We start from the raw sequence: 26,646 nt of genomic DNA, 5'->3' as shown, positions 1-26,646 counted from the left end.
ATCGATAACCGCTGAAAGCATCTAAGCGGGAAGCGAGCCCTGAGATGAGTCATCCCTGATACTTTAAGTATCCTRAAGGGTTGTTGGAGACTACGACGTAGATAGGCAGGGTGTGTAAGCGCTGTGAGGCGTTGAGCTAACCTGTACTAATTGCCCGTGAGGCTTAACCATACAACACCCAAGGGGTTTTATTACTGAAATCGTTCCAGACGATTATCAGTATTTCCTACATCCATGTAGGTCACGGACTCCACAKACGCTTGAATGTARGCGCGAGAACRACTAGTTAACTTTCCAAGATTGTATCTTCCGTCARCGACGTAAGATAAACGAATTTGCTTGGCGACCATAGCATTATGGACCCACCTGATCCCATGCCGAACTCAGYAGTGAAACGTAATAGCGCCGATGGTAGTGTGGGGTCTCCCCATGTGAGAGTAGGACATCGCCAGGCTTCCAATTTAGATTATCGCAGTGAACGTGCGGTGATTTGAGTGGAGCGGTAGTTCAGTTGGTTAGAATACCGGCCTGTCACGCCGGGGGTCGCGGGTTCGAGTCCCGTCCGCTCCGCCACTTATTAAGAAACCCTGTCGGTAACGGCAGGGTTTTTTTGTTATATATCGCTCCCAAGAGTCCTGCGGCCTCTAGGTCGCGGCACTGGCCGTGCGCGTTGAGTCCCGTCCGCTCCGCCACTTCTACTAAGCCCAAGCAGAAATGCTTGGGCTTTTTTACGTCTTTAAGATATGCTCGCCCATCGGGTGAACGAGTCCCGTTGGATTTTTCCTCTCAATATAAGCAGTCTCCACGACATTATCCTTTACCACCTTGGTACAGCTGGCTCTTCTACCGGGATGAACAAAATACTGTCTATACCGGAAGGAACGTCTTTTAATTTGTTACCAATCGGCGACTTGAGATCGATAAAGCTGTCAGGATATCCGAAACTATAAAGTTGGTGCTCCAATGAGTCATCTGGATGCTTGAAGGCAGTTTTCTCTGGATGCCACTTGGATGTATCTGGAGTGTCTGCTGCGAGGTAACCTGTGTAGCTAAGTTGTAGCACGCTGTAGGTCGAGACATCGGGGTACTTATTATGTGTCGCATCAATTACAGATGAGCCGTAGAAAGGGGTTGCGTGCATATTGTGAGCAAAGACCACGATTTGACCGGGAGTTTTGAACCATTCTTCTTTAAGCCAGCGAAGGTTTTCTGCGGACTGGGCATCGGTAATATCGTATGCAAAATCATGATGAATAAACTGAACGTGGGCCTTTAAGCTCTTGGCTATTTGTAGCCAAAATGACGCGTATTGACGGAACGGACGTGGTTGGTTTGGATTATACGGCGGTATAGTTTCCAGTTGCTTTTGTGCTGCGATCACTTCCTGCAATTCCCCAAGCAATGGGAGCAGGTTGGTGTGATCCTGATTGTTGTATGGGTCGTTCTGGTAGAGCCAAGAGCACATTGCCTTCGGGGCCAGATTTTTAATACTTTCAAAGTCGCTGACATGAAGATTATTGCTACTGAGATAGTGCGCCAACTCGTCAAACATGACACTGCAGCCAGGGTTGCTGTTGATGCGTGCATCGTAGCCTGTGAGGATTAGTGGGTCGCTTCCCAATTGATCGACATCATTCACATAGTCAAATAGGGCAGCCATTTCCAAACTTAGGCGATGTACATACATGTAGTTTGCATCTGGGCCTGTCACAGCATCCAACAGCGTTTGTTTTTTGGTCAGATAATTTTGCCAAGCTGCCAAGCCATCATAGAGACCGGCTTCAACTGCAACCAGATCTAAATTACTTTCCTGGTGCATTGCTTTTATCATTCGCGCCCGCAGGCTGAACGCTTTGGAGCCGGAGTGGCTCATCTCGCCCAACCCTACTATGTCATAACCTTTGGTGGCCGCGACAACCTCGGTTAAGTCAGAGTTGCCATAGTCAATGTTGGTGCTTTCTAGTTGGTGAACACCTAGGTTGTTATTTGAATCTGACGAATTACACCCAACCAGCAGGGGTAATAAAAGCCAACTGAGTTTTTTCATTACACGTAATCCTTAACTCACCCTATTAATGTTTAACTATTTGTATCAAAAGGGAATTAATACTGTTTCGAGAATTGTGAGTGAAGGCGAAAAAATGCGATGAGGTTTGGATTCAAAAGATGAGAAGCAAGGGAGTTTACATAAGCGGTGATATCACCGCTTTCTTTCGTGATAGATAACAGCCACCGTTTAATCATTGAGGGGCTGGACATTGGAGTAAGAGGTGCCTATTTAGGTGTAGGGTGATCGGTAACGATATCCCACAGAGCTTTGATCAGCGGGTTGTCAAGTTGGGTGCGCAGGCAACAAATCCCGAGACAAAGAGGAGCGATTGGCGCTAACCTGAGGCGTTCAACTTTGTCTTTCACTGGGCTATTGTCAATGACCACATCAGGAGCTATACCCACACCACAACCCAGCGCTACCATACTGACTATTGCCTCATGGCCGCCAACCTGGGCATAAATATTTGGTTTTATTTTATTTCGTTTAAACCATTTATCAGCACCTTCCCTCGCCGATCCAGACTCTGGCAGGATGAAAGGGATATGTGCCCAGTCTGGTGTGTCCGAGAGAAGTTTTTGCAAGCCTGATGGAGCGATTAGCGGTGCAATGACAGACAGGCTAACCTTATCAATCTCAATAAAAGTAAGCTTGCCTGGCATTTGCTCTGGAAGGGCTGTAATGGCGATATCTGCTTCATCCTGTAATACTTTATCAACTGCCTGAGCAGGATCGCCTGTGATGAGTTGAATTTCGATTTGTGGATAGAGCTGGCGGAACTCATTGAGAATAGCTGGGAGGTGGCTATAGCTTGCTGTTACAGAGCAAAATAGTTTGAGCTTTCCCTGTAGCTGCTGCTGTTGGTCGCTGAGCTGTGTTTTGAGTTCTAGCCAGCTAGACACAATTTGGGCTGCGACTGGCAATAGTTTTTTTCCGGCAGAGGTTAATTCCACACTGCGGTTGTCACGGATAAATAATGTTTGCCCGGTATCATCTTCCAGTCGCTGGATAATGCGGCTAAGCGCAGACGGGCTTATATGCATAGCCTGCGCGGTCTGACTAAAGCTTTTTGAATCACACAGGTGCAGGAAAAATTGCAGGTTCTTGATGTTCATCGTCCATGTTGCACTTTTTGCAATGAGTTGTTGTGAATATATCACTTTGCGCAACAAAGTACCTGTTCTACTATCAGGTTATTCGACAGGAAGATGTCGACCCAAGGAACAGAATTCACGGAGTTTGTAGTTATGGCTAATTATTTCAATACCCTAAATCTGCGCCAGCAGTTAGATCAGCTAGGCCGTTGTCGTTTTATGGATCGTGCTGAGTTTGCAACAGAAGCCGATTTCCTGAAAGGCAAGAAAGTGGTTATCGTTGGTTGTGGTGCGCAGGGCTTGAACCAAGGTCTGAATATGCGAGATTCAGGTCTGGATGTTGCCTATGCATTACGTCAGGCGGCAATTGATGAGCAGCGCCAGTCGTATAAGAATGCCAAAGAAAACGGTTTTGAAGTCGATAGCTACGAAAAACTGATCCCGCAAGCTGATCTTGTGGTTAATCTAACGCCAGACAAACAGCACTCAAATGTTGTTGAAACAGTTATGCCACTGATGAAGCAAGGTGCGGCGTTGGGTTATTCGCATGGCTTCAACATTGTTGAAGAAGGCATGCAGGTTCGTGATGATCTGACTGTTGTAATGGTTGCTCCTAAATGCCCAGGTACCGAAGTTCGCGAAGAGTACAAGCGTGGCTTTGGTGTTCCGACACTGATTGCTGTTCACCCTGAAAACGATCCGAAAGGTGAGGGCCTGGATATTGCCAAAGCATGGGCTGCGGCAACAGGCGGTCACCGTGCCGGTGTGCTTGAGTCTTCGTTTGTGGCTGAAGTGAAGTCAGATCTAATGGGTGAGCAAACTATTCTTTGCGGTATGTTGCAGGCTGGCTCCATTGTTTGCTACGAGAAGATGATTGCTGAAGGTATTGAGCCTGCTTATGCCGGTAAGTTGCTGCAGTTTGGTTGGGAAACGATTACTGAAGCTCTGAAGTTCGGCGGTGTTACCCATATGATGGATCGCTTGTCTAACCCGGCCAAAGTAAAAGCCTATGAGCTATCTGAAGAACTGAAAGAGCTAATGCGTCCACTGTACAACAAGCATATGGATGACATCATTACCGGTCACTTCTCTAGTACTATGATGGCTGACTGGGCCAATGATGATGCAAACTTACTGGGTTGGCGCGCTGAAACGGCTGAAACGGCCTTTGAAAACTACCCAGACTCGGATCTGCAGATTGCGGAACAGGAGTACTTTGACAACGGTATCCTGATGGTTGCTATGGTTCGTGCCGGTGTTGAGCTTGCCTTTGAGGCGATGACAGCTTCAGGCATTATCGAAGAGTCGGCCTACTATGAATCTCTGCATGAGTTGCCGCTGATTGCGAACACTATCGCACGTAAGCGCCTTTATGAGATGAATGTTGTTATTTCCGATACTGCAGAATACGGTAACTACCTGTTCGCCAATGTTGCCACTCCATTGCTACGCGAGAAGTTCATGCCTTCGGTAGGTACTGATGTGATTGGTAAAGGTCTGGGCGAAACTAGCAACCAGGTTGATAACCAGACACTGATTGATGTGAATGAAGCTGTTCGCAGTCACCCGGTTGAGTGGGTTGGACAGGAACTACGCGGTTACATGACTGACATGAAGCGCATTGCTGTAGGTGGTTAATTCCAGCTAGATAAATATAAAGCCCGGCAAACTTCAAATTGCCGGGCTTTTTGCTACGTGTTCTATACGGGTAGCGGATTAAGCGTCGCTATCTTGCTTGCTGTTAGCCAGCTTCGTTTCCAGCTCGCCCATTTTCTGTTCCAGCTCAGTTAGCTTCTGGCGGGTGCGCAAAAGAACCTGAGTCTGAACATCAAACTCCTCGCGGCTAACAACGTCTAGTTTACCAAGCTGCGCCTGAATCACCTGACGAACTTTCTGTTCTACATCGTTGCCTAGCTCTTTGACTGGCTGAGGCATTGACTCGTGGATCTGCTTGGCAACCTGCTCAAGCTTTTTTGGATCAAACATAGCTGAGTTAACTCCGTAACGGCTTTTAATCTGTTGCGGTTATTTTATTCAAATATGGTCGGGTTGTCGTCGTTCAATCATAAATTAAAAAAGGCCGCATAACGCGGCCTTGTTATTTACCTGATTGGCTTAGCAGTCACGAGCTTTCAAAGCATTGCGTGCTTCGTCTGCCCGCTTCAGCTTTTCCAGATCCTTGTCCTCGACAAAGATTGGTAGCGGCTTGTGAATACTTGCCAGGTAGGTGTAGATCACCGGCAGTACAAACAGGGTAAAGAGCGTACCGATGGCCAGGCCCGATACGATAACAATACCTATACTAAAGCGCTGAGCGGCACCTGCACCCGTTGCATAGAGTAATGGGATCAGACCTGCAATCATCGCAGCTGTTGTCATCAGGATTGGACGCAGACGAACTTTTGCCGCTTCCATCACTGCCGCCATGCGATCTTTCTGGTGATGAAGCTGCTCTTCTTTGGCAACCTCACAGATCAGAATACCGTGCTTGGTGATCAAACCAATCAGGGTGATCAGACCGACCTGTGAATAGATGTTCATCGAGGCAGCGCCCCAGGCCAGAGCAATCAACGCACCACAGATAGCCAGCGGTACCGATACCAGGATAACCAGCGGATCACGCAGTGATTCGAACTGGATTGCCAATACCAGGAAGATAATGGCCAGTGCCAAGGCAAAGGTCATGTACAGGGCATTGCCTTCGGTAACGAACTGACGGGCTTCACCCATGAAGTCATACTGGTAGCCTGACGGAAGCTGGCTGGCCGCATCTGTCTGGAACCAGTCAATCGCCGTACCCATCGCCGTACCTGGCGCAGGAACCGCACCAATGGTTGCCGAGTTCAGCTGATTGAAGTGCGGCAGAGAACGAGGTTCTGCAACGACATCAATGGTGATCAGGCTACCCAGCGGAATGGCATTACCGTCAGCAGCACGTACATAGTAACCTTTAATCGATTCAGGGTTCAGGCGGTACTTACGTTCAACCTGAGGGATCACCTCGTAAGAGCGGCCATTGAGGTCGATACGGTTAACATAACCATCGGCCATCATGGTACTCAGGGTAATACCGATATCCTGCATCGTCACACCGTAAGCGCCGGCTTTATCCTTGTCGATATGGATTTTCATCGTTGCCGAGTCGTAGTTCAGATCGAGATCGGAATAGACGAACATCGGGTTGGTATTCACATCGGCCAAGATATCAGTAGCAACCTGGAACAGGCTTTCGAACTGGTTTGGCGTTGTGATGACGAACTGAATAGGCAGACCAGAGCCCGCACCTGGCAGTTCCGGCATCTGGAATGCCGTGACAGCCATTTCAGGAATGTCCTTAACTAAGTTAGTGACACGATCAACAACTTCTGCCTGGCTTGCCTCACGCTCACTCCAAGGCACCATGGATGCAATACCAAAGGCCTGGTTGGAGCTTGGTACCCCGGAGAATACCTGGGCATAGGCCACTTCAGGCTGCTCAGACAGGAGCTGGTTGACCTTGGCCATGGTGTTGTCGATGTAATCGAGGTTGGCATTGGACGGTGATGTACCCATCATCATCAATACGCCCTTATCTTCCGATGGCGCCAGTTCACTTGGGATGAACTTAAACAACATCGGCAAGGAGCCAAATACGATAACCGCAAAGACAATCACGACAGGACGCATATTCATCACGCCGCCAAGCATTTTCTCGTAGCGGTTGGTCATGCGATCGAGGAAGTTATGCACAGACGTTTCAAATTTGCTCGGCTTCTCATTGGCCTTGAGCATTTTTGAACACATCATCGGCGATAGCGTCAATGCTACAATGCCGGAAACGAATACCGCGCCGGCCAGGGTCAGGGCAAACTCTTTGAACAGTGAGCCAGTGATCCCGCCCATCATCGCGATAGGTGCATATACCGCACCCAGCGTCAGAGTCATGGCGATAACCGGAACGGCAATTTCACGGGTACCGATAATTGCAGCCCTAAACGGTGATTCGCCTAGCTTGAGGTGACGATCGACGTTTTCCAGTACAACGATGGCATCATCAACAACCAGGCCGATGGCCAGTACCATTGCCAGCAGGGTCATCAGGTTCCAGGAGAAACCGAAGCTCTGCATAACCATGGCGACACCAATCAAAGACAATGGAATGGTCACGATCGGAATGATAACGGCACGGAACGACCCTAGGAACAGGGTGATTACCACTAATACGATCAGAGCCGCTTCTGCGATAGTCTTGATAACTTCGTTGATTGACTCATTGATAGCGATGGTGGAGTCGTACATCACGTTCATTGAGATATTTTCAGGCATGTTGCGTTTTAGCTCAGGCAACAGCTCAAGAATATCGGCGGCGATGTTGATTGGGTTGGCACTCGGTGCGGCGTTGATAGCGGCAACGACGGCTTCTTCACCGTTTGCCGATGCACGGTAGACATCATGGCTCTTTTCTAGAGTGACTTTGGCGATGTCACCCAGACGGATCACCTGGCCTTCCTTGGTTGATACCACCAATTTTTCCAGATCGTCGGTATTGGATACCTGGGTGTCTGCCGTACCGTTGTACAGGACAAACTCACCGACAGCCTGACCGGTTGCCGACTGGTAGTTGTTGGCATTCAACACGTTCATCACATCAGTTGCCGTCAGGTTGTATGCCGCCATTTTTGCCGGATCCAGCCAGACACGCAGGGCATATTTCATCCCGCCGTAAAGATCGACTTTAGAAACACCGTTTACCGTGAAGAACTGCGGGTTGATCACGCGCTCCAGGTAGTCGGTGATTTGGCTGGAAGCCAACTCATCACTGGTAAAGCCGATATACATTACCGCCGTCGTCGAACCTGTCGACATGGTTACTGTCGGGTCTTCGGCTTCTTTCGGTAACTGCGAACGCACCGAGTTGGTTTTGGCCAGAATATCCGCCAACGCCGCATTCGGATCGGTATTGAGCTTCATAGTCACCGTAATGGTGGACGAACCCAGCACCGATGATGAGGTCATGAAGTCGATATTGTCAGCCTGTGCAATGGCCTGTTCCAGAGGCTGGGTGATAAAGCCCTGGATCAGATCGGCACTGGCCCCGTAATAGCTGGTTGACACCGTTACCACGGTGTTGGTCATGTCTGGGTATTCTCGCACCTGCATCTTGAAGATGGCTTGCAGGCCGAGCAGGGCGATCAGAAAGCTGATTGATACCGCCAGAACAGGACGTTTAATAAAAACATCAGTAAAACGCATTAATCCTCCGGATTACAGCATTGGTGTTTCTGCTGGCGCTTCGAGTGCATTGCTTTCGACAATACGCACCTTCGCGTCATTACTCAGGCGAACCTGACCGGATGTGACAACAGTGTCACCGGCTTTGACGCCATCAAGGATATGTGCGACCTCGCCTTTGCGTTCACCGACTTTAACCACTGACTGACGGACACGTAGATCGCCCTTGTCATCTTTGCCTACCAAGTAGACGTTGTCACCGTATAGCGTAAAGGTGATGGCTGTCTGTGGCAGCGTGATTTGGTCTTCCAGTGTCGGCAAAATAATGTGGGCACGGGCAAACATACCGCTGCGTAGCTGGCCTTCATTGTTTGGAATATCAGCCTGAACCTGTACCAGGCCGCTCTGATAGTTAACGGCTGGCTCGATTGCACTAATCTTGCCGCTGAATGGTGTTTCAGGATAGGCGTCGACAAAAATCTCGATGTCCTGGCCTAGGTGGATATCCGAGATATCAGTTTGTGGCACAGTAAAGCGCAATTTCATCAGCGTGGTATCTTCCAGGCGGACAATGTCATCACCTGGCTGGATGTACTGGCCAAGGAAAACATTACGCAGGCCGACGACACCATCAAATGGTGCTTTAATCGTGCGGCGGTCAATGGTCGCCTTCAGACTTTCAATGTCAGCTGATAGCGAGAAGTAAGACGCTTCGGCATCATCATAGGCTTCTTTGGAGATTGAGCCTTTTTTGTATAGCCCTTGGTAACGAGCATACTTGGCTTTTGCTGCTGGTAGGCGAGCCTCAGAGCTTTTCAGGTTGGCAATTTCAACATCTGAGTCAAGACTGACCAGAGGCTGGTCTGTTTTGACTGTCGAGCCTGATTCGAAATCAATCTTGTTAATTACGCCCGAGGTTTCAGTCGTAATTGTGACCCCTTGGTTTGGTTCGATGAAGCCGATGGCTTCAATCGCCGGTATCCAGTTGGTTGATTGAGTTTCTACAATGGTTACAGGAAATTCAGGCTCAGGCATGTTAGCCATGTACTCTGCTATCATCTTCTGCTTGTACAGATTGAAACCAATCACACTACCGAACAGCAGAAGTGCGAGAAGTAGCATCACTATCCATTTTTTCATTTTATGGTGTGCTCCGGAATTGCTAATGTTAATGCTGTGTTATGGCATCCCAACACGCTTCGAGTGCAGCATCTCGTGCATCGTCGCTAACGTTGAAAACACCGTTTACATGTTTGCGAGCCAGGCAAGCGCTTGGCTCAAGGCTTAAAACACTTAAAATTTCATTATCGAGTTGCTTAAATTGACCGCAGGCTTTTCCTTCATCAAACAGCTGGTTGACCTTGGCAAAGAGCTTTTGTTCCAACTGATGCTGTTCCTGTCCCTGACGCCTTGGCAGATTTTCAAACTGACCACGGTTTATCAGTGGGGCATCCCCCTGATTAGCCATGTTCCAAATATTCAACCACATGGTACGGAAGCGATTTTTCAGAGGCATTTCATCTGACACGTTCTGAGTAATTTTGTTCGCCACGTGAGTTAAAATATGGTCATGAAGCTGGTGGAGTAAGTCGTCTTTATCCTCGAAGTAGCGATAAATGGTCCCCGCCGCGACACCTGCTTCCTTGGCGACCATCTGCATGGATATACCGTGAAAGCCATATATTGCCAGCAACTTCTCAGTGGCCTGCAATATGCGTGTTTTCTTATCACTCATAAAAGTCACAAATGTAAAAAAAGGTAATGAATGAATGTTCATTCATTATTTTATGGAGCAAAGTTTTTTGTGCAAGTGTTTTCTTAATAGAAGACGGTATCAGCGATGAATATTCGGGGGCGAATAGACATGTGACAGGAACCCGCTACAATGCGCCTGCTGACCTCTAGATGATCAAAAACGACATAGGATACGCTGATGAAACTGAACCCAAGGCAAACCGAAGCAGTAAATTACGTCGCTGGGCCGTGTTTAGTGCTGGCAGGCGCCGGATCAGGCAAAACCCGGGTGATTACCAACAAAATCGCGTACCTAGTCCAGCACTGTGACTATAAGGCCAGAAATATCGCGGCCTTGACGTTCACCAACAAGGCCGCTCGCGAAATGAAAGAGCGTGTCGGGCAGACATTAGGGCGTCAGGAGGCCAAAGGGTTGATGGTTTCTACCTTCCATACCCTTGGTCTTAATATTATTCGCCGTGAATACAAAGTTCTGGGCCTGAAAGCCAGTTTTTCTTTGTTTGACGATCAGGACCAGATGGCGTTGCTCAAAGAACTGACCGAGGCCGAAATTGATGGTGACAAAGACTTGCTCAAGCAGTTGATGTCGACGATTTCTAACTGGAAGAATGACATGCTGTCGCCGGGCGAAGCCATGGCGTATGCGAAATCAGAAAAAGATCAGTTATTTGCTCATTGTTATGACATGTACCAGAAGCAGATGAAGGCCTATAACGCCCTCGATTTCGATGATCTGATCCTGATGCCGGTACTATTGCTGAGGGATAACCAGGACGTTCGTCAGCGTTGGCAGAACCGTATTCGCTACCTGCTGGTGGATGAATACCAAGATACCAATACCAGCCAATACCTGTTTGTGAAACTGCTGGTGGGCGAGCGCTCACGTTTTACCGTTGTCGGTGATGATGATCAGTCGATATATTCCTGGCGCGGCGCTCAGCCGGAAAACCTCGGCTTGCTAAATAAAGATTTTCCGTCACTTCGGGTGATCAAGCTGGAGCAGAACTACCGCTCGACCAGCCGTATCTTGCGCACGGCCAATATTTTGATTGCCAATAATCCTCACTTATTTGAGAAGGCGCTGTTTTCAGAGATCCCCGATGGGGAAATGCTCAAGGTGATCACGGCCAAGAACGAAGAGCACGAGGCAGAGAAGGTGGTGGGAGAGCTGATTGCCCATCGCTTTCTGAATAATACCGGGTACAAAGATTATGCGATTTTGTACCGGGGTAACCATCAGTCACGGTTGTTTGAAAAAGCCCTGATGCAAAACAGGATCCCCTATAAAATTTCCGGGGGGACATCTTTCTTCTCGCGGGCCGAAATCAAAGACATCATGGCGTACCTGCGTTTATTGACCAATCTGGATGATGACAATGCCTTTTTGCGGATTGTTAATACGCCGCGACGTGAAATTGGCCCGGTAACGCTGGAGAAGTTGGGGACCTATGCCAACATGCGAGGGAAAAGCCTGTTTGCTGCCAGCTTTGAGCTGGGATTGGAACAGCATTTAAGTGGCCGGGGGCTGGAATCGTTGCAGCGCTTTACCCGCTGGGTGGTTGAGCTGTCCGATAATGCCGAGCGTGGTGATACCGTTGCGGCAGTCCGCCAGCTGGTTCGTGATATCAACTATGAAGACTGGCTGTATGAGACGTCGGCGAGTCCGAAGGCGGCCGAGATGCGGATGAAGAACGTCTCTGATCTCTATAGCTGGATCACTGCTGATCTGGAAGGCGACAATTACGATCAGGAAGTGAAAACCCTGAAAGAGGTGGTGCAGAGGCTGACCCTGCGCGACATGATGGAGCGCGGCGAAGATGACGATGATGCCGACCAGGTCCAGCTGATGACCTTGCATGCCTCAAAGGGGCTTGAGTTTCCGTATGTTTACCTGATTGGTACTGAAGAAGGAATATTGCCGCACCAGAGCAGTATTGACGAAGACAATGTCGAGGAAGAACGCCGCTTGGCCTATGTCGGTATTACCCGTGCCCAGAAAGAGCTGACCTTTACCTTATGTAAAGAGCGCCGACAATTTGGTGAGTTGCTAAAACCGGAGCCAAGTCGCTTCTTATATGAATTGCCTCAGGATGACTTGGAGTGGGAGGCCGATAAGAAGCCGGTGACTCAGCAAGAGCGGATGCAGAAAGGGCAGGCGCATATTGCCAACATCCGGTCAATGTTCAAGAAATAGTTAATTAATAGATACCTAAAAAAGGGTTGGTGCAATAGCACCAACCCTTTTTGCTCTCTAGCTTCTAGCTTATAGGCCTTCAATCATGTGGTCGATGGCGGCAATGATTTCGTCATCGCTACAATCCATACATGAGCCTTTGGCCGGCATTGCATTGAAGCCGTTGATGGCGTGATCGGCCAGTACATCGTTGCCCTTGGCAAGACGGGCTTCCCAGTCGGCAGCATCACCTTTCTTCGGTGCGCCCATAATGCCGGCACCATGGCAGGCAACACAAAACGTGCCATAAACGGTATCGCCGCTGCGCGGACCGGCTGCAACCGAAGGTCCTGCGGGGGCATCACCTTCAAGATATACTGAGCCAACTGGCTGAATTCGTTCCGCAATAGCTTCGTCTGACATATCAGCTGCCACGGCAGAGCCGGCTAAAGTTATTGCTGCTACTGCGGCTACTATTAGTTGTCGAAGAGATAATTCCATTGAGCTCACCTTACACTTCCAGATTTTTATGTGCGATTGCCACAGTCGTATTGCATGAGTTGTTTTAGTCGTACTGTTGAGACAAGGCAGTGATTATTTACAGATTGTTTAAAATGTAACAACCACGTGATTATATCTCCTAAATTTACAGTGATAAACCGGGTGGCTGTTTTTGTATGATACGAATCAACAGTTATTTGTTTATATTTACAGCGAACGGAAAAAAAATCTTAAAAAAGACTAGACGAGGGGCAGTGTGATCCGTAATATTCACCTCCGCCGATAGGGCAAGGCGCCCGTAGCTCAGCTGGATAGAGCGTTGGCCTCCGGAGCCAAAGGTCGAAGGTTCGAATCCTTTCGGGCGCGCCATTCCGGATTGAAATATTGGCAAAAAATAGTGGTGGCTATAGCTCAGTTGGTAGAGCCCTGGATTGTGATTCCGGTGGTCGCGAGTTCGAATCTCGTTAGCCACCCCATTATTTGGTAACTCCGGTTCCCAGTTTTGATTTAGTTCGAAACGAAACGTTCTTATAATAGAACATTGTCGGTGAATAGCGCAGCTTGGTAGCGCATCTGGTTTGGGACCAGAGGGTCGGGGGTTCGAATCCCTCTTCACCGACCACTATTTCAATAATTGCCAAGGCAGTTATATAAAAAGTTAGTGGTGGCTATAGCTCAGTTGGTAGAGCCCTGGATTGTGATTCCGGTGGTCGCGAGTTCGAATCTCGTTAGCCACCCCATTAACTCGGTAACCCAGTTTACTTAGTAGATAAGGTTCCCCATTTTGATGATTCAAAATAAAACAATGTCGGTGAATAGCGCAGCTTGGTAGCGCATCTGGTTTGGGACCAGAGGGTCGGGGGTTCGAATCCCTCTTCACCGACCACCATTCAAAAGCCTCGTCAGTAATGACGGGGCTTTTTTGCATTTGAGCTCCGGTTGTGGGAAACCGCATATGGGTCGGGGGCTGGCCGCCCCGCCGGAAGCCCAGCCGCGTCGAATCCCTCTTCACCGACCACCATTCGAAACCCCAGTCGTCAGACTGGTTTTTTTTATGTCTGTAGATCTCTGTCTGTGGATGGAGCGCAGTAGCCAGTCCGATTTTCTCTTCATCAGTCATCCATCGAGTGACACATCACCGATCTTTGTTCGCTTTCAGTCGAATCTGGCAAGCCGTATAGCTCATAACTATAAGCTGGGTGAATGAGTCGGCTGCTCCTTGCTGTCTATTAGTAAAGCTATCTTGACGTTTTAATAAAAAACGCACTTAGCTGACGATCAAATCCCCCAATTCTTCTTAGTGTGATCTGCTGCAAAGTTTATCTATATGCAGTTATCTGTTTTGCAAATTATTACCTAACCCACCATTACCACCAAAAAGGTAGGGTTTTATAGTTTTTTGTTTATATTTTGTTAAGGGTGCGGGTTTTTGTGTGTGAGAAATTATTCATCATGCTCTGTGGTGATGGTATAGCTTATAACGATAATTCCAGCGTGATGTGCTGATAAACAAAGCGCTAATTGGCTGTGAGGATGATGGCTTAAACTTGCTTTGTTTGCTTTTTGAACGTGATATAATGATTAATTATTCGAAAATTATTCATTTCTGCAGTTTTTCAGCTTGTTTTGTTGATTTTCTGTGAAATTTTTGCCAAATTGACTGCTTAACATGTATTCAGCAATTTGTGCTGGAAATGAAAGGATTCAATTTTTCAGACAGGGCAGAACGCTGCCAAGCAGTTGGGGTCTGGTAATGGCATTATTAGAAGTTAAAAATCTCCGCATTGAATATCCATCTCGTCATGGTGTTCATGCCGCAGTGAAATCACTGTCGTTCTCGATTGAGCGCGGTGAAATCGTCGGTGTGGTGGGAGAATCAGGCGCAGGTAAATCCACAGTCGGTAATGCTGTGATTGATCTGCTGAGCCCGCCGGGACAAATCGCCAGTGGCGATGTGTATCTTGACGGTGAAAAAGTGTCAGGTTTAACGCCTGAGCAGATGAGAAAAGTGCGTGGGTCGAAAATTGGTTTTATCTTCCAGGATCCGATGACATCACTGAATCCTCTGTTTACGGTCGAACAGCAACTGATAGAAACCATCATCACCAATTTACAGGTGAGTCAGGAAGAAGCCTATACTCGCGCTCTGGGTTTAATGGAGCAGGTGGGTATTCCTCAGCCTGAACTGCGGATCAAGCAGTATCCCCATCAGTTTTCCGGCGGCATGCGTCAGCGAGTGGTGATTGCGATTGCACTGGCGGGTGAACCTGATCTGATTATTGCCGATGAGCCTACCACGGCGCTGGATGTTTCGATTCAGGACCAAATTCTGAACCTTATCCGTGAGCTCTGTGTTAAGAAAAACGTCGGCTGTATGCTGGTTACCCATGATATGGGGGTTGTTTCCAATGTGACGGATCGGGTTGCGGTAATGTACCGTGGCGATCTGGTCGAAATTGGTGCCACCGAGCAGGTATTAGGCCGTCCGAATCATCCCTATACCCAGAGCCTCATCTCTGCGGTACCGCGCTCTGATGTTAAGCTGAAGCGCTTCCCGCTGGTCAGCTACATTGAAGAAGCGCAGGAAATGACCCAGCTGGACGTCAAGAACCACTGGCTGGGCCAGAGTGAAGATCAGCGCAGCTATAACGGTGCCTTGCTGCAAGTTGAAAATGTCAATTTGCGCTTTATCACCAAGAACTCTTTCTTTGAAAGCCGCCGTGAATACGTTCAGGCGTCTAATAATGTCAGCTTTGAAATCTTCGAAGGTGAAACATTTGGTCTGGTTGGTGAGTCCGGCTCCGGTAAATCGACCATTGCTCGGGTGATCGCTGGCCTGTATCCGCCAAACTCCGGCAAGGTGGTGTTCGAAGGGATTGACCTTACCGCTCTGAAGAGCGAGGCCGAGCGCCGTCCGCTGCGTCGCCAGATGCAGATGGTATTCCAGAATCCGTATACCTCGATGAACCCGCGGATGAAAATTTTCGACATCATTGCCGAGCCGATTCGTTTCCATAAACTGACTGACAACGAAGCGCAGACCCGTCAAATCGTAAATGATTTGCTGGATCATGTGGGTTTGGGCCGTGCTTCGGGAGTGAAATATCCGCACGAATTCTCCGGAGGGCAGCGCCAGCGTATTTCTATCGCTCGTGCACTGGCAACCCGCCCGCGTCTGCTTATTTGTGATGAGCCGACTTCGGCACTGGATGTGTCGGTACAGGCACAGATTCTGAACCTGCTAAAAGATCTGCAGGACGAGCTGAACCTCACCATGCTGTTTATCAGCCACGATTTGCCTGTGATCCGCCAGATGTGTGACCGCATCGGTGTGATGCAAATGGGCACACTGCTGGAAGTCTCACCGACCGAGCAGCTGTTTACCGCGCCACAGCATGAATACAGCAAACAACTTATCTCGCTGATGCCAGAGTTTAAAGGCATGAGCCAAGAAGGATTGAAGTTAGCTTAACCTCTGCCTCCATCGCCTGAGACGCGGTGGCAGGGGCTGGTATATGCAAGAACCAATAACAAGCAAACACAACGGCAAGGGAGTTCTCTCCCCCGCATAAAGGAGCTATGCAATGAAAACCATCAAGACCAAGCTGGCAGTCGCTTTAATGGCCGCAGGCCTGAGTTTTAGTGCAGCAGCAGCTGACATCAAAGTTGGCTATAGTGCTGACCCTGTATCACTGGATCCGCATGAGCAGCTTTCCGGTGGCACACTGCAACTGTCCCATATGGTATTTGATCCCTTGGTACGTTTTACCCAAGAGATGGATTTTGAGCCGCGTCTGGCTGAAAGCTGGGAGCGTATCGATGACACCACTTTCCGTTTTAAGCTTCGTGAAGGTGTGAAGTTCCATTCTGGCAACGTCATGACCGCAGATGATGTGGTATGGACATTCAATCGTCTAAAGAGCTCGCCAGACTTTAAAGCGATCTTCGAACCGTATACAGAGCTTAAGAAAGTTAACGATTACACGATCGATTTGATATCTTCCGGTCCTTACCCGCTGGTACTGCAGACTGCAACTTACATTTTCCCGATGGACAGCAAGTTCTATAGCGGTAAAACAAAAGACGGTAAAGATAAAGCAGAGCTTGTTAAGCACGGTAACTCTTTTGCCTCAACCAACCTATCTGGTACCGGTCCTTTCATCGTGACTGCCCGTGAGCAGGGTGTGAAGGTCGACTTTGAGCGCTTTGCGGATTACTGGGACAAAGAGTCCAAAGGTAACGTTGATAAGCTGACCTTGCTACCAATCAAAGAAGATGCCACCCGTGTTGCCGCGTTGCTTTCTGGCGGTGTAGATATGATTCATCCGGTTGCCCCGAATGATCATAAACGTGTTAAGAGTGCAGACGGTATCGATTTGGTGACCTTGCCTGGTACTCGTATTATCACCTTCCAGATGAACCAGAGCAGCAATGAAGCACTGAAAGATGTACGTGTCCGCCAGGCGATTGTGCATGCGATCAATAACGAAGGCATCGTGAAGAAAATCATGAAAGGCTTTGCGACAGCGGCTGGTCAACAGGGGCCTTCTGGTTACGCGGGCTACAGTGAAGAGCTAGTTCCACGCTACGATCTGAAAAAAGCCAAGCAGCTAATGAAGGAAGCCGGTTATGAGAAAGGCTTCAAGCTAACCATGATGGCACCGAATAACCGTTACGTGAATGACGCCAAGGTAGCTCAGGCTGCTGCGGCGATGCTGTCGAAAATTGGCATCAAGGTTGATCTGAAGACGTTGCCAAAAGCGCAATACTGGCCTGAGTTCGATGTCTGTGCGGCTGACATGATGATGATCGGCTGGCACTCGGATACAGAGGACTCAGCGAACTTCTCTGAGTTCCTGACCATGACGCGTAATGAGGAAACCGGTAAAGGTCAGTACAACTGTGGCCACTATTCAAATGCCGAGGTTGATAAGCTGGTTACAGCATCAAACGTAGAAACTGATCCGGCCAAGCGTGCTGCGATCCTGCAGAAAGTGGAAGCAACCCTGTACAACGAGGCGGCGTTTGTCCCTCTACACTGGCAGAGTGAAGCATGGGGTGCTAAGTCGAACGTTCATGCTGCTGACATCGTTAACCCGATGGTAATGCCATATTTTGGTGATCTTGTTGTCGACTAACGACTTGTTATAAGACGTTATGTCACCAAGAAATCAAGCAATAAAGTAAGCTGAGTGCCGGAAAGGGTTTTCCGGCACTGATTTTCAGGATGATAAAAGGGGCAAGGAATGTTTACGTTTCTGGTCAAGCGCCTGTTTCAGGCACTGATAGTGATGTTTGTGATCAGTCTGGTGGCGTTTGCCATTCAGGATAACCTTGGCGACCCATTGCGCGAGCTGGTGGGGCAGTCGGTATCAGAAGCTGAACGTCAACAACTACGTGATGAGTTGGGTTTGAACGACCCGTTTGTAGCCAAATACAGCCGTTTTCTCGGCAATGCCGTTCAGGGAGATTTAGGAACATCCTACTTCTTTAAGCGTCCGGCAGTCGACGTTATTCTCGACAAGCTGGTAGCCACATTGGAGCTGGTGTTCGGGGCAACGTTAATTATTATAGTGGTGTCGATACCACTCGGGGTTTATTCCGCTATCCACCCCAATAGCCTGTTTACCAAAGTGGTGATGGCTTTCAGTAGTATCGGGATCTCGATCCCTGTGTTCCTGACAGCGATCATGCTGATGTATGTATTTTCGATTGAACTTGGCTGGCTGCCTTCTTTCGGTCGGGGGGACACCTACAACCTGCTTGGCTGGGAGTCAGGCTTCTTTACCCTCGACGGACTTCGCCATCTCGTGTTGCCTTGTGTGGCTCTTGCATCAATCATGCTGCCGCTGTTTATCCGTCTGGTTCGCTCTGAGATGCTGGAAGTCCTGAGCTCGGAATACATCAAGTTTGCCAAGGCCAAGGGCCTGGCGATGAATAAAATTTATTATCAGCACGCACTGAAAAATACCATGCTACCGGTGCTGACGGTAGGCGGCGTGCAGATAGGTACCATGGTGGCTTATACCATTTTGACCGAAACGGTGTTCCAGTGGCCGGGTACCGGCTTCTTGTTCCTCGAAGCGATTAACCGTGTTGATACCCCGCTGATCACCGCATACGTTATTTTTGTTGGTCTGATCTTCGTCGTCACCAACACCATTGTTGACCTGCTGTATGGTTTGGTTAACCCGACTGTCAACCTGACTGGCAAAGGAGAGTAAGTCATGAGTAGTACGACAGTAGCAGCGCCGAGCCGTTGGGAACGATTTAAGCAATCGGACATTCTGTATTATTTCCTCAAAGACAAAGTGGCAATGTTCAGCTTTGCAGTCTTTATGGTTTTTGTGGTCTCGGCGGTGCTGGCACCTTGGGTAGCACCGACTAACCCGTACGATCTGTCTACCATTGATATCATGGACTCCGAATTGCCGCCTTCATGGATGGAGGAGGGTGATAGCCGTTTCTTGCTGGGTACCGATGATCAGGGACGAGATATTTTCTCGACCATGCTTTACGGCTCACGTCTATCGCTGACGATTGGTCTTCTGGCCGTTGGTTTGCAGTTGATACTTGGCGTGGTTATCGGCTTGAGTGCCGGTTATTACGGCGGCCGTGTCGATAGTTTCCTGATGCGCTTTGCTGATGTTCAGCTGTCTTTTTCGACCATGATGGTAGCTATCATTGTTTCGGCTATCTTCCGTACTGCACTGGGTGCCGAGTTATTTGCCCAGTATGCGGTAGTGATGCTGGTGGTGATCATCGGGGTGGCGGAATGGCCGCAGTATGCGCGGACAGTGCGTGCCTCGGTACTGGCCGAGAAGAAGAAAGAGTATGTTGAGGCTGCACGGGTGATGGGCTTTAAGGCGCCTCGTATCATGTTCCGTCATATTCTGCCAAACTGCCTGTCTCCAATTCTGGTTATTTCGACTGTACAGGTGGCGAATGCGATTATGTCCGAAGCCGCCCTCTCTTTCCTCGGGTTAGGTCTGCCGGTTGATCAGCCGTCACTCGGCTCGCTGATTAGTATCGGCTTTAACTACATCTTCTCGGGTTCATGGTGGATCACTGCCTTCCCAGGTTTGGTACTGGTTACCCTGGTGCTGGTTATCAACTTGCTGGGTGACTGGCTACGTGATGTCTTTAATCCGAAGATCTACAAAGGTTAACCGACAGATGTATGAGAAAGCGGCCAGCAGGCCGCTTTTTTTATGTCTGGCGATATCGTTATGGGTCAGTTAACCACCATTCATTGTTTCTGTGCGCATATAGCCTTTGCCAAGGCTAAGCTTCTCGTTCTATATGAATGAGCACCCAGCAGGATGATATCAGTGGGAAAGGCATAAATGTGAAGAGAGATGGATGTTATTACCGACTTAGAGAAGACGCTTCTTATAGAGTAACTGATGACGTCATGAAGGCTAGTGAACATCAGCTCTCGTGAAGGGGTTATCGCTTAATGAGGTTAAGGTTTTGAGAATGGTGTTTTGATATTGATGAAACGGTGCTGAGGGGCATGCAGGGGCTTGTAAGGAGGCAATAAAAAACCAGCTGCGGACAGCTGGTTTTTTTGTATGGAGGATAACTATCGGTTAAAAGAACAGGTGTCCCATCAGAGCGATGACCGGTAGGGTAACGATAGTACGCAGGATGAAGATCATGAACAGCTCCCATGGCTTAACCGGGATTTTACTGCCGATCAGCAGGGCACCGATTTCCGACATATAAATCAGCTGGGTAACCGACATCGCTGCAATGACGAAGCGAGTCAGATCGCTTTCAATGCCGGATGCCAGAATTGACGGCAGGAACATATCGGCAAAACCGACCACAATGGTCTCGGATGCCGCAGTCGCTTCAGGAATCTGCAGTAGCTCCAGGAACGGAATAAATGGCAGTCCGAGGATGCTGAATACCGGCGTGTTTTCAGCGATCACCAGTGCGACAGTACCGATTGCCATCACCACAGGCAGTACACCAAAAATCATATCGACGGCATTTTTCACCCCTTCCGTGACGACATGACGGAGACTTTTTACTTCAGCGGCTTTGCTGAGTGCCTGTTCCAGGCCAAAACTAACAACTGTTTTTCCTGCCGGTACGGCTTCGTAGTCTTCGGTAAGATCGGTACCGTCGATGTACTTATCTTTTTTCCAGGATAGCGGCGGTAGGCGAGGCACAATGACAGCCGCTGCCAGGCCTGCCAGACAAACCGTCATATAGAACGGGGCGAACATGTGTTCCAGGTTAACCTGAGCGATAACCACCAGGCTGAACGTGATGGAGACGGCGGTAAATGTGGTACCAATTACTGCAGCTTCACGTTCCGTGTAGATTTTGCTCTCGTATTGCTTGCTGGTCATCAGTACGCCGACGCTACCGTCACCTAGCCATGAGGCGATACAGTTAACGGCAGAACGTCCCGGCAGGTTGAAGAGCGGGCGCATGATACGGGTAAACAGGGCGCCGACGAACTCAAGCAGGCCAAAGTTCAGCAGAAGCGGCAGCAGTAGGCCAGCGAACAGAAATACCGAAAACAGGACAGGCAGCAAGTCATTGAGTACCAGTCCGCCTGTGGCACCATCATGGATCATCTCTGGACCAATGCCAAAGAAGGTCATCAGGACGAACACGGCGCCCATTTGCTGGACAACAAACCATGGCAGCGTCGGGTTGAGCAGGCCGCTCAAAAAGCTATTTTCGGTGATCGCTCGAGGCTTGAAGAGTTTTGTCAAAATGGCTGCCCCTGCGGTCAGGGAGATCACGAATGTCACAATGGCTGTCAGCATACCGTCAAACAGCGTCTGAACGGACTTGGCCAGCACTGCAATAGGAATGGTTAGGGTGTCCTGGTATTCGATAGGTGCCATGAACAGAAACACACCTAACAGTGAAGGAAGAAGAAACATAAGCCACGTGGCTTTGTTTCTGGATGATGTTGCTATCGCCTGATCCTGCATACTCGACCTTTAACTAACTGTATTGACTGGGAGTAAATAACTGCTCTATGCCTTTCGGAATAAATATTCACTGATCTTCCATAATCAGGTGGTGAAAGGTTACAGTTTTTAGTTTGGAAATGGAATACTTTGCGGTGTTTAATGTGTATTTATTCACTTTTATTCTGTCAAATGTCCTATTTGCAGTTACTTGCAATCAGGGTGTGATGACGAGATATGCATTCGGTTAACTAATAAAAAACACAAACTATTGCCGCTTTCTGACGACCGAGAAAGGAAAAACAAAAAGGTATGAATGAAAAGGAGGCGGCTCCCTCCTGATTGTCTTTTATAGCTTGAAAACCTTGTTGCATTGCTTGCAGCGATAGATGGATTTATAGAGCAAACGTTGCCAGAAGTTCCTTTTAATTCTAATCACTTGAGTACAGCGACATTCCATTGGTGGTTTTCCTTTAGTGGATCAATATGTCTCGATCTTCTCATTTGGGGTTTGAATGAATGGTGAGGGTTATATTCATCAGAGGTTAATAATGGTGGCGAGGGTTATGTACTAAAGCGGTTGAGCTGATTAAGAGAGGTGTAGCGTGTAGTGAAAAACCGTATAACAAAAAGCTGGTTAGACGCGCCGCAGTGAGGCATCTAACCAGCTTGGTAGGTTGTCTAGAGAAGACTTATATCTAGGCTGGTGGAAACTGCCACTAGCCTATTGTTACTTAGCGCATAGTATCAATATACCAACACAGGTAGGTTCTGCAATAAATCTGGAAAGGTACATACGAAGAGGCTTTTTGTAGTGGTCTAATAAAGCCGGACACCATTTTAGGTGGTAAAGTTACCATTCATTAAGAGGTGTTCAATGACCAAGAAACGTCGATCATTTAGTCCAGAGTTCAAGCGTGATGCAGTAAGTCTAGTGCTTGACCAAAACTATACAATTCCAGAAGCAAGTCGTGCTGTTGATGTTGGAGATACAGCATTGCGGCGCTGGGTCGAGCAACTAAAAGAGGAACGGAATGGGTCAACACCAAACTCTAAAGCGTTGACGCCAGAGCAGCAGAAGATCCAAGAACTAGAGGCTCGTATTAATCGCCTAGAGCGAGAAAAAGCCATTCTAAAAAAGGCCACTGCTCTCTTAATGTCGGACGAACTCGAACGTACACGCTGATAGACCAGTTGAGGGAGCATGATACGGTTGAAATGGTCTGTTCCGTGTTCGAAGTCGCCTCATCAAGCTACTACGAGTACAAACAAAGGCAACAACACGTTAATGTTGAGCGCTTGGCTTTACGCAGTGAAGTGAAGCGTTTATTTACTCTTGGTCGTAGTTCGGCTGGCAGCCGCTCTATCGTTGCAATGATGCGCGAGCGTGGTTACACCATCGGTCGTTTCAAAGTGAGGCGCTTGATGAAAGAAGCCAAGCTCATGAGTAAGCAACCTGGCTCTCATGCATATAGAAGTGCGACCATTGAGCGTCCAGATATCCCGAACCGCCTGAACAGAGAGTTCGATGTCAGCGTGCCAAACCAAGTGTGGTGACATTACATATATCTGGGTTGGAAGTCGATGGTGCTATCTCGCCGTCGTTATTGATTTGTTCAGCCGTCGAGTTGTTGGTTGGGCACTATCTGACAAGCCCGATGCAGCATTAGTAACAAAGGCATTAGCGATAGCTTACGAACAAAGAGGCCGTCCTGAGGGCGTACTGTTTCACTCTGACCAAGGGTGCCAGTACGCCAGCCGTAAGTTCCGACAGTACTTGTGGCGCTACCGCATGGAGCAGAGCATGAGTCGCCGAGGTAACTGTTGGGATAATGCGCCTATGGAAAGGCTGTTCCGAAGCTTGAAGTCAGAATGGGTGCCCAAAGCGGGTTACCGCTCTGTGTCCGAAGCAATGAAGGATATCAGTTTTTATCTGATGGACTATTACAACTGGCAACGACCACACAGCTATAGTGGTAGTATCGCACCAGCTGAAGTAGAAAATCGACTTAACTTACTGTCCGGAATTAGTTGACCACTACATTTGAGCCTTTTCCAGAAGAAAAGTGTTTTTCCGCTACTTTTCCTAAAATTTGATTATTAATAGTACCAGTTTCCAGAAAAAGTAGCACTACCGAAACTCTAACACTTAGCTTCCACTGTTATGTGTTGTGGTGAAACTTTGAATAGCCTATCAAATCGAAAATACCCTATTTTCCTCGGATATACATAGCATCTCTTTAAATGTAGCCATTTGGCAGGCTATACGATAGTTGGTAGATATATCGATACACCAGTTAAAGTGATTGTGTTAGATTGGCTTGTTGGTGGTGATCATTAGAAAAAAAACAGAGGCTTAGATATGGAATTTGATGCAACTTCCGTTAAAACTGTTCAGCCAAACTATGATATTGAGAAGATCCTAACTTCAATAAATAGCGGAAAAGCAATCATGTTTACTGGGGCTGGTTTTTCATTTGGAGCTGAAACAGTTTCAGGAAAGGAGCCATTAGGAGCAAAGCGCCTTTCACACGCTTTATGTGAAAGCATGGGAATTAAGCAGAATGATAATCTCATGTTTACATCAGATTACTTCATGTCAAAAAAGCCCAAGTCAGAGTTAGTCGCACTGCTAAAAGAAAATTACACCTTACGATCTACTTCGGAAGCTCATCAAACAATTTGTAGTTTGCCTTGGCGTCGGTTTTACACCACAAACTATGACTTATCAATTGAACTGGCATCTCAGAAGTCTGGCAAGATAATTGAGACCGTTGACTTACTTCATCCCGTAAGTGAGTATTATCAACGAAGTGGTTTTTGTGTGCATCTCAATGGGTCAATTAACAGCCTGACAGAAGATTCACTTGAAGACTCATTTAAACTCTCGTCTTCCTCATACATCTCTTCTGACTCCTTTGTGACTTCAGATTGGTTCTATCCATTCAAACGAGATTTGGACAGAGCAAGTGCCATCATTTTTGTTGGATACTCAATGTATGACATTGATATCCAGAAAATCATGTTTAAAGATGAACATTTAGTCGCAAAAACTTACTTCATCACTCTACCAGAACCTGATATGGAGCTTGAGTTCACGTTATCCAAGTTTGGTACTGTTGTTCCTATCGGTACTGATGGATTTGCTGCAGAGATTGCCAAGTTCATTGCTGACAATCCTACAGAACATGAAGAGCATTCACTTGAGTCTCTAAGACTTTATGAACTAGGCAATGCAGCACCAAATGTTAGAGATGATCAGATTGAAACTATGCTGATGTATGGTGATGTTAATGATGATTCAATTGATTCTTGCATGCTCGGCCATATAGAGGTTCCGTTCCTAATTCTTAGAAACCAAATTGAAGAAATTTGTACAAACCTAGACAAAGAAAAAAATATTGTTCTTTATAGTGCGTTAGGCAATGGTAAATCGATCTTGCTCAAAGAGCTGAGGTGTCAACTAACTTCTAGTGGGCACAATGTATACGAAATTGATGACTTAGATGGTGACTATATTGGTGACTTAGACTACCTGGCTCAACAATCTAGTAAATCAATCCTATTGATAGATGACTATGAGCAATACATCGATGTTATCCAACATGTATCAGCAACCAGCTCTGGAAAGATTCAAGTCGTGGCAACAGCGAGAATTGCTGATCATGAATTCTTTCGTGAACGATTGTTAGAATGGAACTTCAATTTTTCTGAGATTAACGTTGACCTGTTATATGAAGAAGAACGAAATAGCTTTATAGATATTATTGACAACTTAGGTCTTTGGGGGGAAAACGCCGGCTTCACTCACAACCAGAAGCTTCGTTACCTGCAATTCAACAATGATAATCAAATCTCTACAGCTTTATTGTCATTGTTAGATTCTCCAAATATCAAAAGTAAAATCACCGTATTGGTTTCTAAGTTTAAAGCTAATAAAAACTATGAATCTACGTTGTTTACTATTTGTTTGTGCAGAATTATTGGTGTTAGTGCAAATCGTGCGCTTATCTCGGAGCTAGCTGGTAATGATGCCATCTACGACCCAGCATTTACCTCCATGAAAGAATTTAGGCAGATTTTTACGATCATTAATGGAGAAGTTCAAAGCGCTTCGAGTTTGTTTTGTATCTGCTTGGTTAAAGAGCATTTCTCAGCCTCTTACATAACGGCTAGCTTGCTGTCAATTGCCGGTAAACTTAACAAGGTATCAGGCCGTGATGCTACACAAACGCGAGTGTTTAAATCAATGCTTAAATTCTCCTTTGTGGAGCGTATTCTTCCAAAATCGACAAAGGTTGGTAACCTGATTCGCTACTATTCTGATCTTAAGCTAGAAGTTAGATGGTTAAACAAAGACCCGCATTTCTGGCTACAATATGCTATGTCTGTTATCGTCTTTAAAAACTATGGCAAAGCACAACAGTTCTTAGATCAAGCATATGCACTTGCCCAAAATAAGAAAGATTACCACACAGATAACATTGACACACAGCAAGCTCGCTTGTGGTTAATGGAATGCAATGACATTTCAGACGGCCAGAAGGTTTACGGTAAATTTTCACAAGCACATAAGCTATTGAGTTATTTGAAAAACGATATTTTCAAGTTTAGGCAGCTTGCTCGCTATCGTGAATTTTATGAAAATAATTTTGATAAGTTGTCGAAAAAGAACAAAGGTCTTTTCTTAGAGAGTTGCAAACAGGTTTTAGCTTCAATTCAAGAGGCTGATGACGAACAAAGTTACAGTATTCAACAATTGGAACGTACACAGTCTATTTTGAAATCAATCATCGAACGATAAGCTATATAAGTTTATTAATCATTAACTTGTATAGACATCGAGTAATGCGTACGAGAAAGTGCTAAAGGTCCCTGGAAGCTTTCCTTGGCCTTCGACTAGTCACACTGAAACATAATACC

Annotated in this window: 16 protein-coding genes, 6 tRNA genes, 2 rRNA genes and 1 pseudogene; 17 read left to right on the top strand and 8 right to left on the bottom strand. The window is 47.4% G+C overall.

Going from position 1 to position 26,646, the window contains the following annotated elements; genetic code table 11:
• The 3 genes from L4D19_RS14770 to L4D19_RS14760 all read left to right on the top strand — a co-directional run.
• Window positions 1-171, top strand: a 23S ribosomal RNA gene (locus L4D19_RS14770); the annotation flags it as partial.
• 167 nt (window positions 172-338) lie between these two features.
• Window positions 339-454, top strand: a 5S ribosomal RNA gene (rrf, locus tag L4D19_RS14765).
• 42 nt (window positions 455-496) lie between these two features.
• A tRNA-Asp gene (locus L4D19_RS14760) sits at window positions 497-573 on the top strand.
• Window positions 574-817: 244 nt separating this feature from the next.
• Here the strand turns inward: L4D19_RS14760 and L4D19_RS14755 are convergent.
• Complete coding sequence (locus L4D19_RS14755) at window positions 818-2,047, bottom strand: erythromycin esterase family protein (RefSeq protein WP_428453065.1); 1,230 nt, start codon at window positions 2,045-2,047, stop codon at window positions 818-820.
• Between the two features lie 227 nt (window positions 2,048-2,274).
• Window positions 2,275-3,165, bottom strand: a complete 891-nt coding sequence (gene ilvY, locus L4D19_RS14750; RefSeq protein WP_428453077.1) for an HTH-type transcriptional activator IlvY — start codon at window positions 3,163-3,165, stop codon at window positions 2,275-2,277.
• A 132-nt stretch (window positions 3,166-3,297) separates the two neighbouring features.
• Here ilvY and ilvC point away from each other — a divergent pair, with 132 nt between their 5' ends.
• Window positions 3,298-4,782 carry a ketol-acid reductoisomerase gene (gene ilvC, locus L4D19_RS14745; RefSeq protein WP_428453064.1) on the top strand — a complete coding sequence of 495 codons (1,485 nt, stop codon included), beginning with the start codon at window positions 3,298-3,300 and terminating at the stop codon, window positions 4,780-4,782.
• Between the two features lie 78 nt (window positions 4,783-4,860).
• On the opposite strand, the gene ubiK is transcribed toward ilvC, so the two are convergent.
• The 4 genes from ubiK to L4D19_RS14725 all read right to left on the bottom strand — a co-directional run bounded on the left by ubiK (window position 4,861) and on the right by L4D19_RS14725 (window position 10,090).
• A complete protein-coding gene (ubiK, locus tag L4D19_RS14740; protein ID WP_428453063.1) occupies window positions 4,861-5,130 on the bottom strand; it encodes a ubiquinone biosynthesis accessory factor UbiK in 270 nt (89 codons plus the stop codon).
• A 129-nt stretch (window positions 5,131-5,259) separates the two neighbouring features.
• The gene (locus L4D19_RS14735; RefSeq protein WP_428453062.1) at window positions 5,260-8,376 is read right to left on the bottom strand and encodes a multidrug efflux RND transporter permease subunit; all 3,117 of its coding nucleotides are present in this window, start codon (window positions 8,374-8,376) and stop codon (window positions 5,260-5,262) included.
• A 12-nt stretch (window positions 8,377-8,388) separates the two neighbouring features.
• Complete coding sequence (locus tag L4D19_RS14730) at window positions 8,389-9,495, bottom strand: efflux RND transporter periplasmic adaptor subunit (RefSeq protein ID WP_428453061.1); 1,107 nt, start codon at window positions 9,493-9,495, stop codon at window positions 8,389-8,391.
• A 28-nt stretch (window positions 9,496-9,523) separates the two neighbouring features.
• Complete coding sequence (locus L4D19_RS14725; RefSeq protein ID WP_428453060.1) at window positions 9,524-10,090, bottom strand: TetR/AcrR family transcriptional regulator; 567 nt, start codon at window positions 10,088-10,090, stop codon at window positions 9,524-9,526.
• Window positions 10,091-10,288: 198 nt separating this feature from the next.
• Between L4D19_RS14725 and rep the strand changes: the two genes are divergently transcribed.
• Window positions 10,289-12,304: a DNA helicase Rep gene (gene rep, locus L4D19_RS14720; RefSeq protein WP_428453059.1), complete on the top strand. Its 2,016-nt coding sequence runs from the start codon at window positions 10,289-10,291 to the stop codon at window positions 12,302-12,304.
• A 69-nt stretch (window positions 12,305-12,373) separates the two neighbouring features.
• Here rep and L4D19_RS14715 read toward each other — a convergent pair whose 3' ends face one another.
• On the bottom strand, window positions 12,374-12,784 hold the full coding sequence (locus tag L4D19_RS14715; protein WP_428453058.1) for a c-type cytochrome: 411 nt from the start codon (window positions 12,782-12,784) through the stop codon (window positions 12,374-12,376).
• Window positions 12,785-13,076: 292 nt separating this feature from the next.
• Between L4D19_RS14715 and L4D19_RS14710 the strand changes: the two genes are divergently transcribed.
• The 10 genes from L4D19_RS14710 to L4D19_RS14665 all read left to right on the top strand — a co-directional run bounded on the left by L4D19_RS14710 (window position 13,077) and on the right by L4D19_RS14665 (window position 19,953).
• A tRNA-Arg gene (locus L4D19_RS14710) sits at window positions 13,077-13,153 on the top strand.
• Window positions 13,154-13,184: 31 nt separating this feature from the next.
• Window positions 13,185-13,260 (top strand) — tRNA-His (locus L4D19_RS14705).
• Between the two features lie 69 nt (window positions 13,261-13,329).
• A tRNA-Pro gene (locus L4D19_RS14700) sits at window positions 13,330-13,406 on the top strand.
• 42 nt (window positions 13,407-13,448) lie between these two features.
• Window positions 13,449-13,524: transfer RNA gene (locus L4D19_RS14695), tRNA-His, on the top strand.
• Window positions 13,525-13,593: 69 nt separating this feature from the next.
• Window positions 13,594-13,670, top strand: a tRNA-Pro gene (locus L4D19_RS14690).
• Between the two features lie 69 nt (window positions 13,671-13,739).
• Complete coding sequence (locus L4D19_RS14685) at window positions 13,740-13,991, top strand: hypothetical protein (RefSeq protein WP_428453057.1); 252 nt, start codon at window positions 13,740-13,742, stop codon at window positions 13,989-13,991.
• Window positions 13,992-14,537: 546 nt separating this feature from the next.
• Complete coding sequence (locus tag L4D19_RS14680; protein WP_428453056.1) at window positions 14,538-16,256, top strand: dipeptide ABC transporter ATP-binding protein; 1,719 nt, start codon at window positions 14,538-14,540, stop codon at window positions 16,254-16,256.
• Between the two features lie 112 nt (window positions 16,257-16,368).
• Window positions 16,369-17,922, top strand: a complete 1,554-nt coding sequence (locus L4D19_RS14675) for an ABC transporter substrate-binding protein (RefSeq protein ID WP_428453055.1) — start codon at window positions 16,369-16,371, stop codon at window positions 17,920-17,922.
• Window positions 17,923-18,030: 108 nt separating this feature from the next.
• A complete protein-coding gene (locus tag L4D19_RS14670) occupies window positions 18,031-19,008 on the top strand; it encodes an ABC transporter permease (RefSeq protein WP_160658047.1) in 978 nt (325 codons plus the stop codon).
• 3 nt (window positions 19,009-19,011) lie between these two features.
• Complete coding sequence (locus L4D19_RS14665; RefSeq protein ID WP_160658049.1) at window positions 19,012-19,953, top strand: ABC transporter permease; 942 nt, start codon at window positions 19,012-19,014, stop codon at window positions 19,951-19,953.
• Between the two features lie 423 nt (window positions 19,954-20,376).
• On the opposite strand, the gene L4D19_RS14660 is transcribed toward L4D19_RS14665, so the two are convergent.
• Window positions 20,377-21,744, bottom strand: a complete 1,368-nt coding sequence (locus tag L4D19_RS14660; RefSeq protein ID WP_428453054.1) for a YjiH family protein — start codon at window positions 21,742-21,744, stop codon at window positions 20,377-20,379.
• Between the two features lie 856 nt (window positions 21,745-22,600).
• On the opposite strand from L4D19_RS14660, the pseudogene L4D19_RS14655 reads away from it, so the two are divergent.
• Window positions 22,601-23,758: pseudogene (locus tag L4D19_RS14655) on the top strand (IS3 family transposase).
• 327 nt (window positions 23,759-24,085) lie between these two features.
• Complete coding sequence (locus tag L4D19_RS14650; protein WP_428453053.1) at window positions 24,086-26,527, top strand: SIR2 family protein; 2,442 nt, start codon at window positions 24,086-24,088, stop codon at window positions 26,525-26,527.
• The last annotated feature ends 119 nt before the right edge of the window (window positions 26,528-26,646 follow it).

The organism is Photobacterium kasasachensis (genome assembly GCF_050336885.1).
GTDB lineage: Bacteria > Pseudomonadota > Gammaproteobacteria > Enterobacterales > Vibrionaceae > Photobacterium > Photobacterium kasasachensis.
This window is presented reverse-complemented; position numbering and strand designations above follow the sequence as displayed.

Coding starts and splice junctions, on each gene's coding strand:
- L4D19_RS14755 (WP_428453065.1), bottom strand. CDS start 2,047: ATGAAAAAACTCAGTTGGCTTTTATTACCCCTGCTGGTTGGGTGTAAT.
- ilvY (WP_428453077.1), bottom strand. CDS start 3,165: ATGAACATCAAGAACCTGCAATTTTTCCTGCACCTGTGTGATTCAAAA.
- ilvC (WP_428453064.1), top strand. CDS start 3,298: ATGGCTAATTATTTCAATACCCTAAATCTGCGCCAGCAGTTAGATCAG.
- ubiK (WP_428453063.1), bottom strand. CDS start 5,130: ATGTTTGATCCAAAAAAGCTTGAGCAGGTTGCCAAGCAGATCCACGAG.
- L4D19_RS14735 (WP_428453062.1), bottom strand. CDS start 8,376: ATGCGTTTTACTGATGTTTTTATTAAACGTCCTGTTCTGGCGGTATCA.
- L4D19_RS14730 (WP_428453061.1), bottom strand. CDS start 9,495: ATGAAAAAATGGATAGTGATGCTACTTCTCGCACTTCTGCTGTTCGGT.
- L4D19_RS14725 (WP_428453060.1), bottom strand. CDS start 10,090: ATGAGTGATAAGAAAACACGCATATTGCAGGCCACTGAGAAGTTGCTG.
- rep (WP_428453059.1), top strand. CDS start 10,289: ATGAAACTGAACCCAAGGCAAACCGAAGCAGTAAATTACGTCGCTGGG.
- L4D19_RS14715 (WP_428453058.1), bottom strand. CDS start 12,784: ATGGAATTATCTCTTCGACAACTAATAGTAGCCGCAGTAGCAGCAATA.
- L4D19_RS14685 (WP_428453057.1), top strand. CDS start 13,740: ATGGGTCGGGGGCTGGCCGCCCCGCCGGAAGCCCAGCCGCGTCGAATC.
- L4D19_RS14680 (WP_428453056.1), top strand. CDS start 14,538: ATGGCATTATTAGAAGTTAAAAATCTCCGCATTGAATATCCATCTCGT.
- L4D19_RS14675 (WP_428453055.1), top strand. CDS start 16,369: ATGAAAACCATCAAGACCAAGCTGGCAGTCGCTTTAATGGCCGCAGGC.
- L4D19_RS14670 (WP_160658047.1), top strand. CDS start 18,031: ATGTTTACGTTTCTGGTCAAGCGCCTGTTTCAGGCACTGATAGTGATG.
- L4D19_RS14665 (WP_160658049.1), top strand. CDS start 19,012: ATGAGTAGTACGACAGTAGCAGCGCCGAGCCGTTGGGAACGATTTAAG.
- L4D19_RS14660 (WP_428453054.1), bottom strand. CDS start 21,744: ATGCAGGATCAGGCGATAGCAACATCATCCAGAAACAAAGCCACGTGG.
- L4D19_RS14650 (WP_428453053.1), top strand. CDS start 24,086: ATGGAATTTGATGCAACTTCCGTTAAAACTGTTCAGCCAAACTATGAT.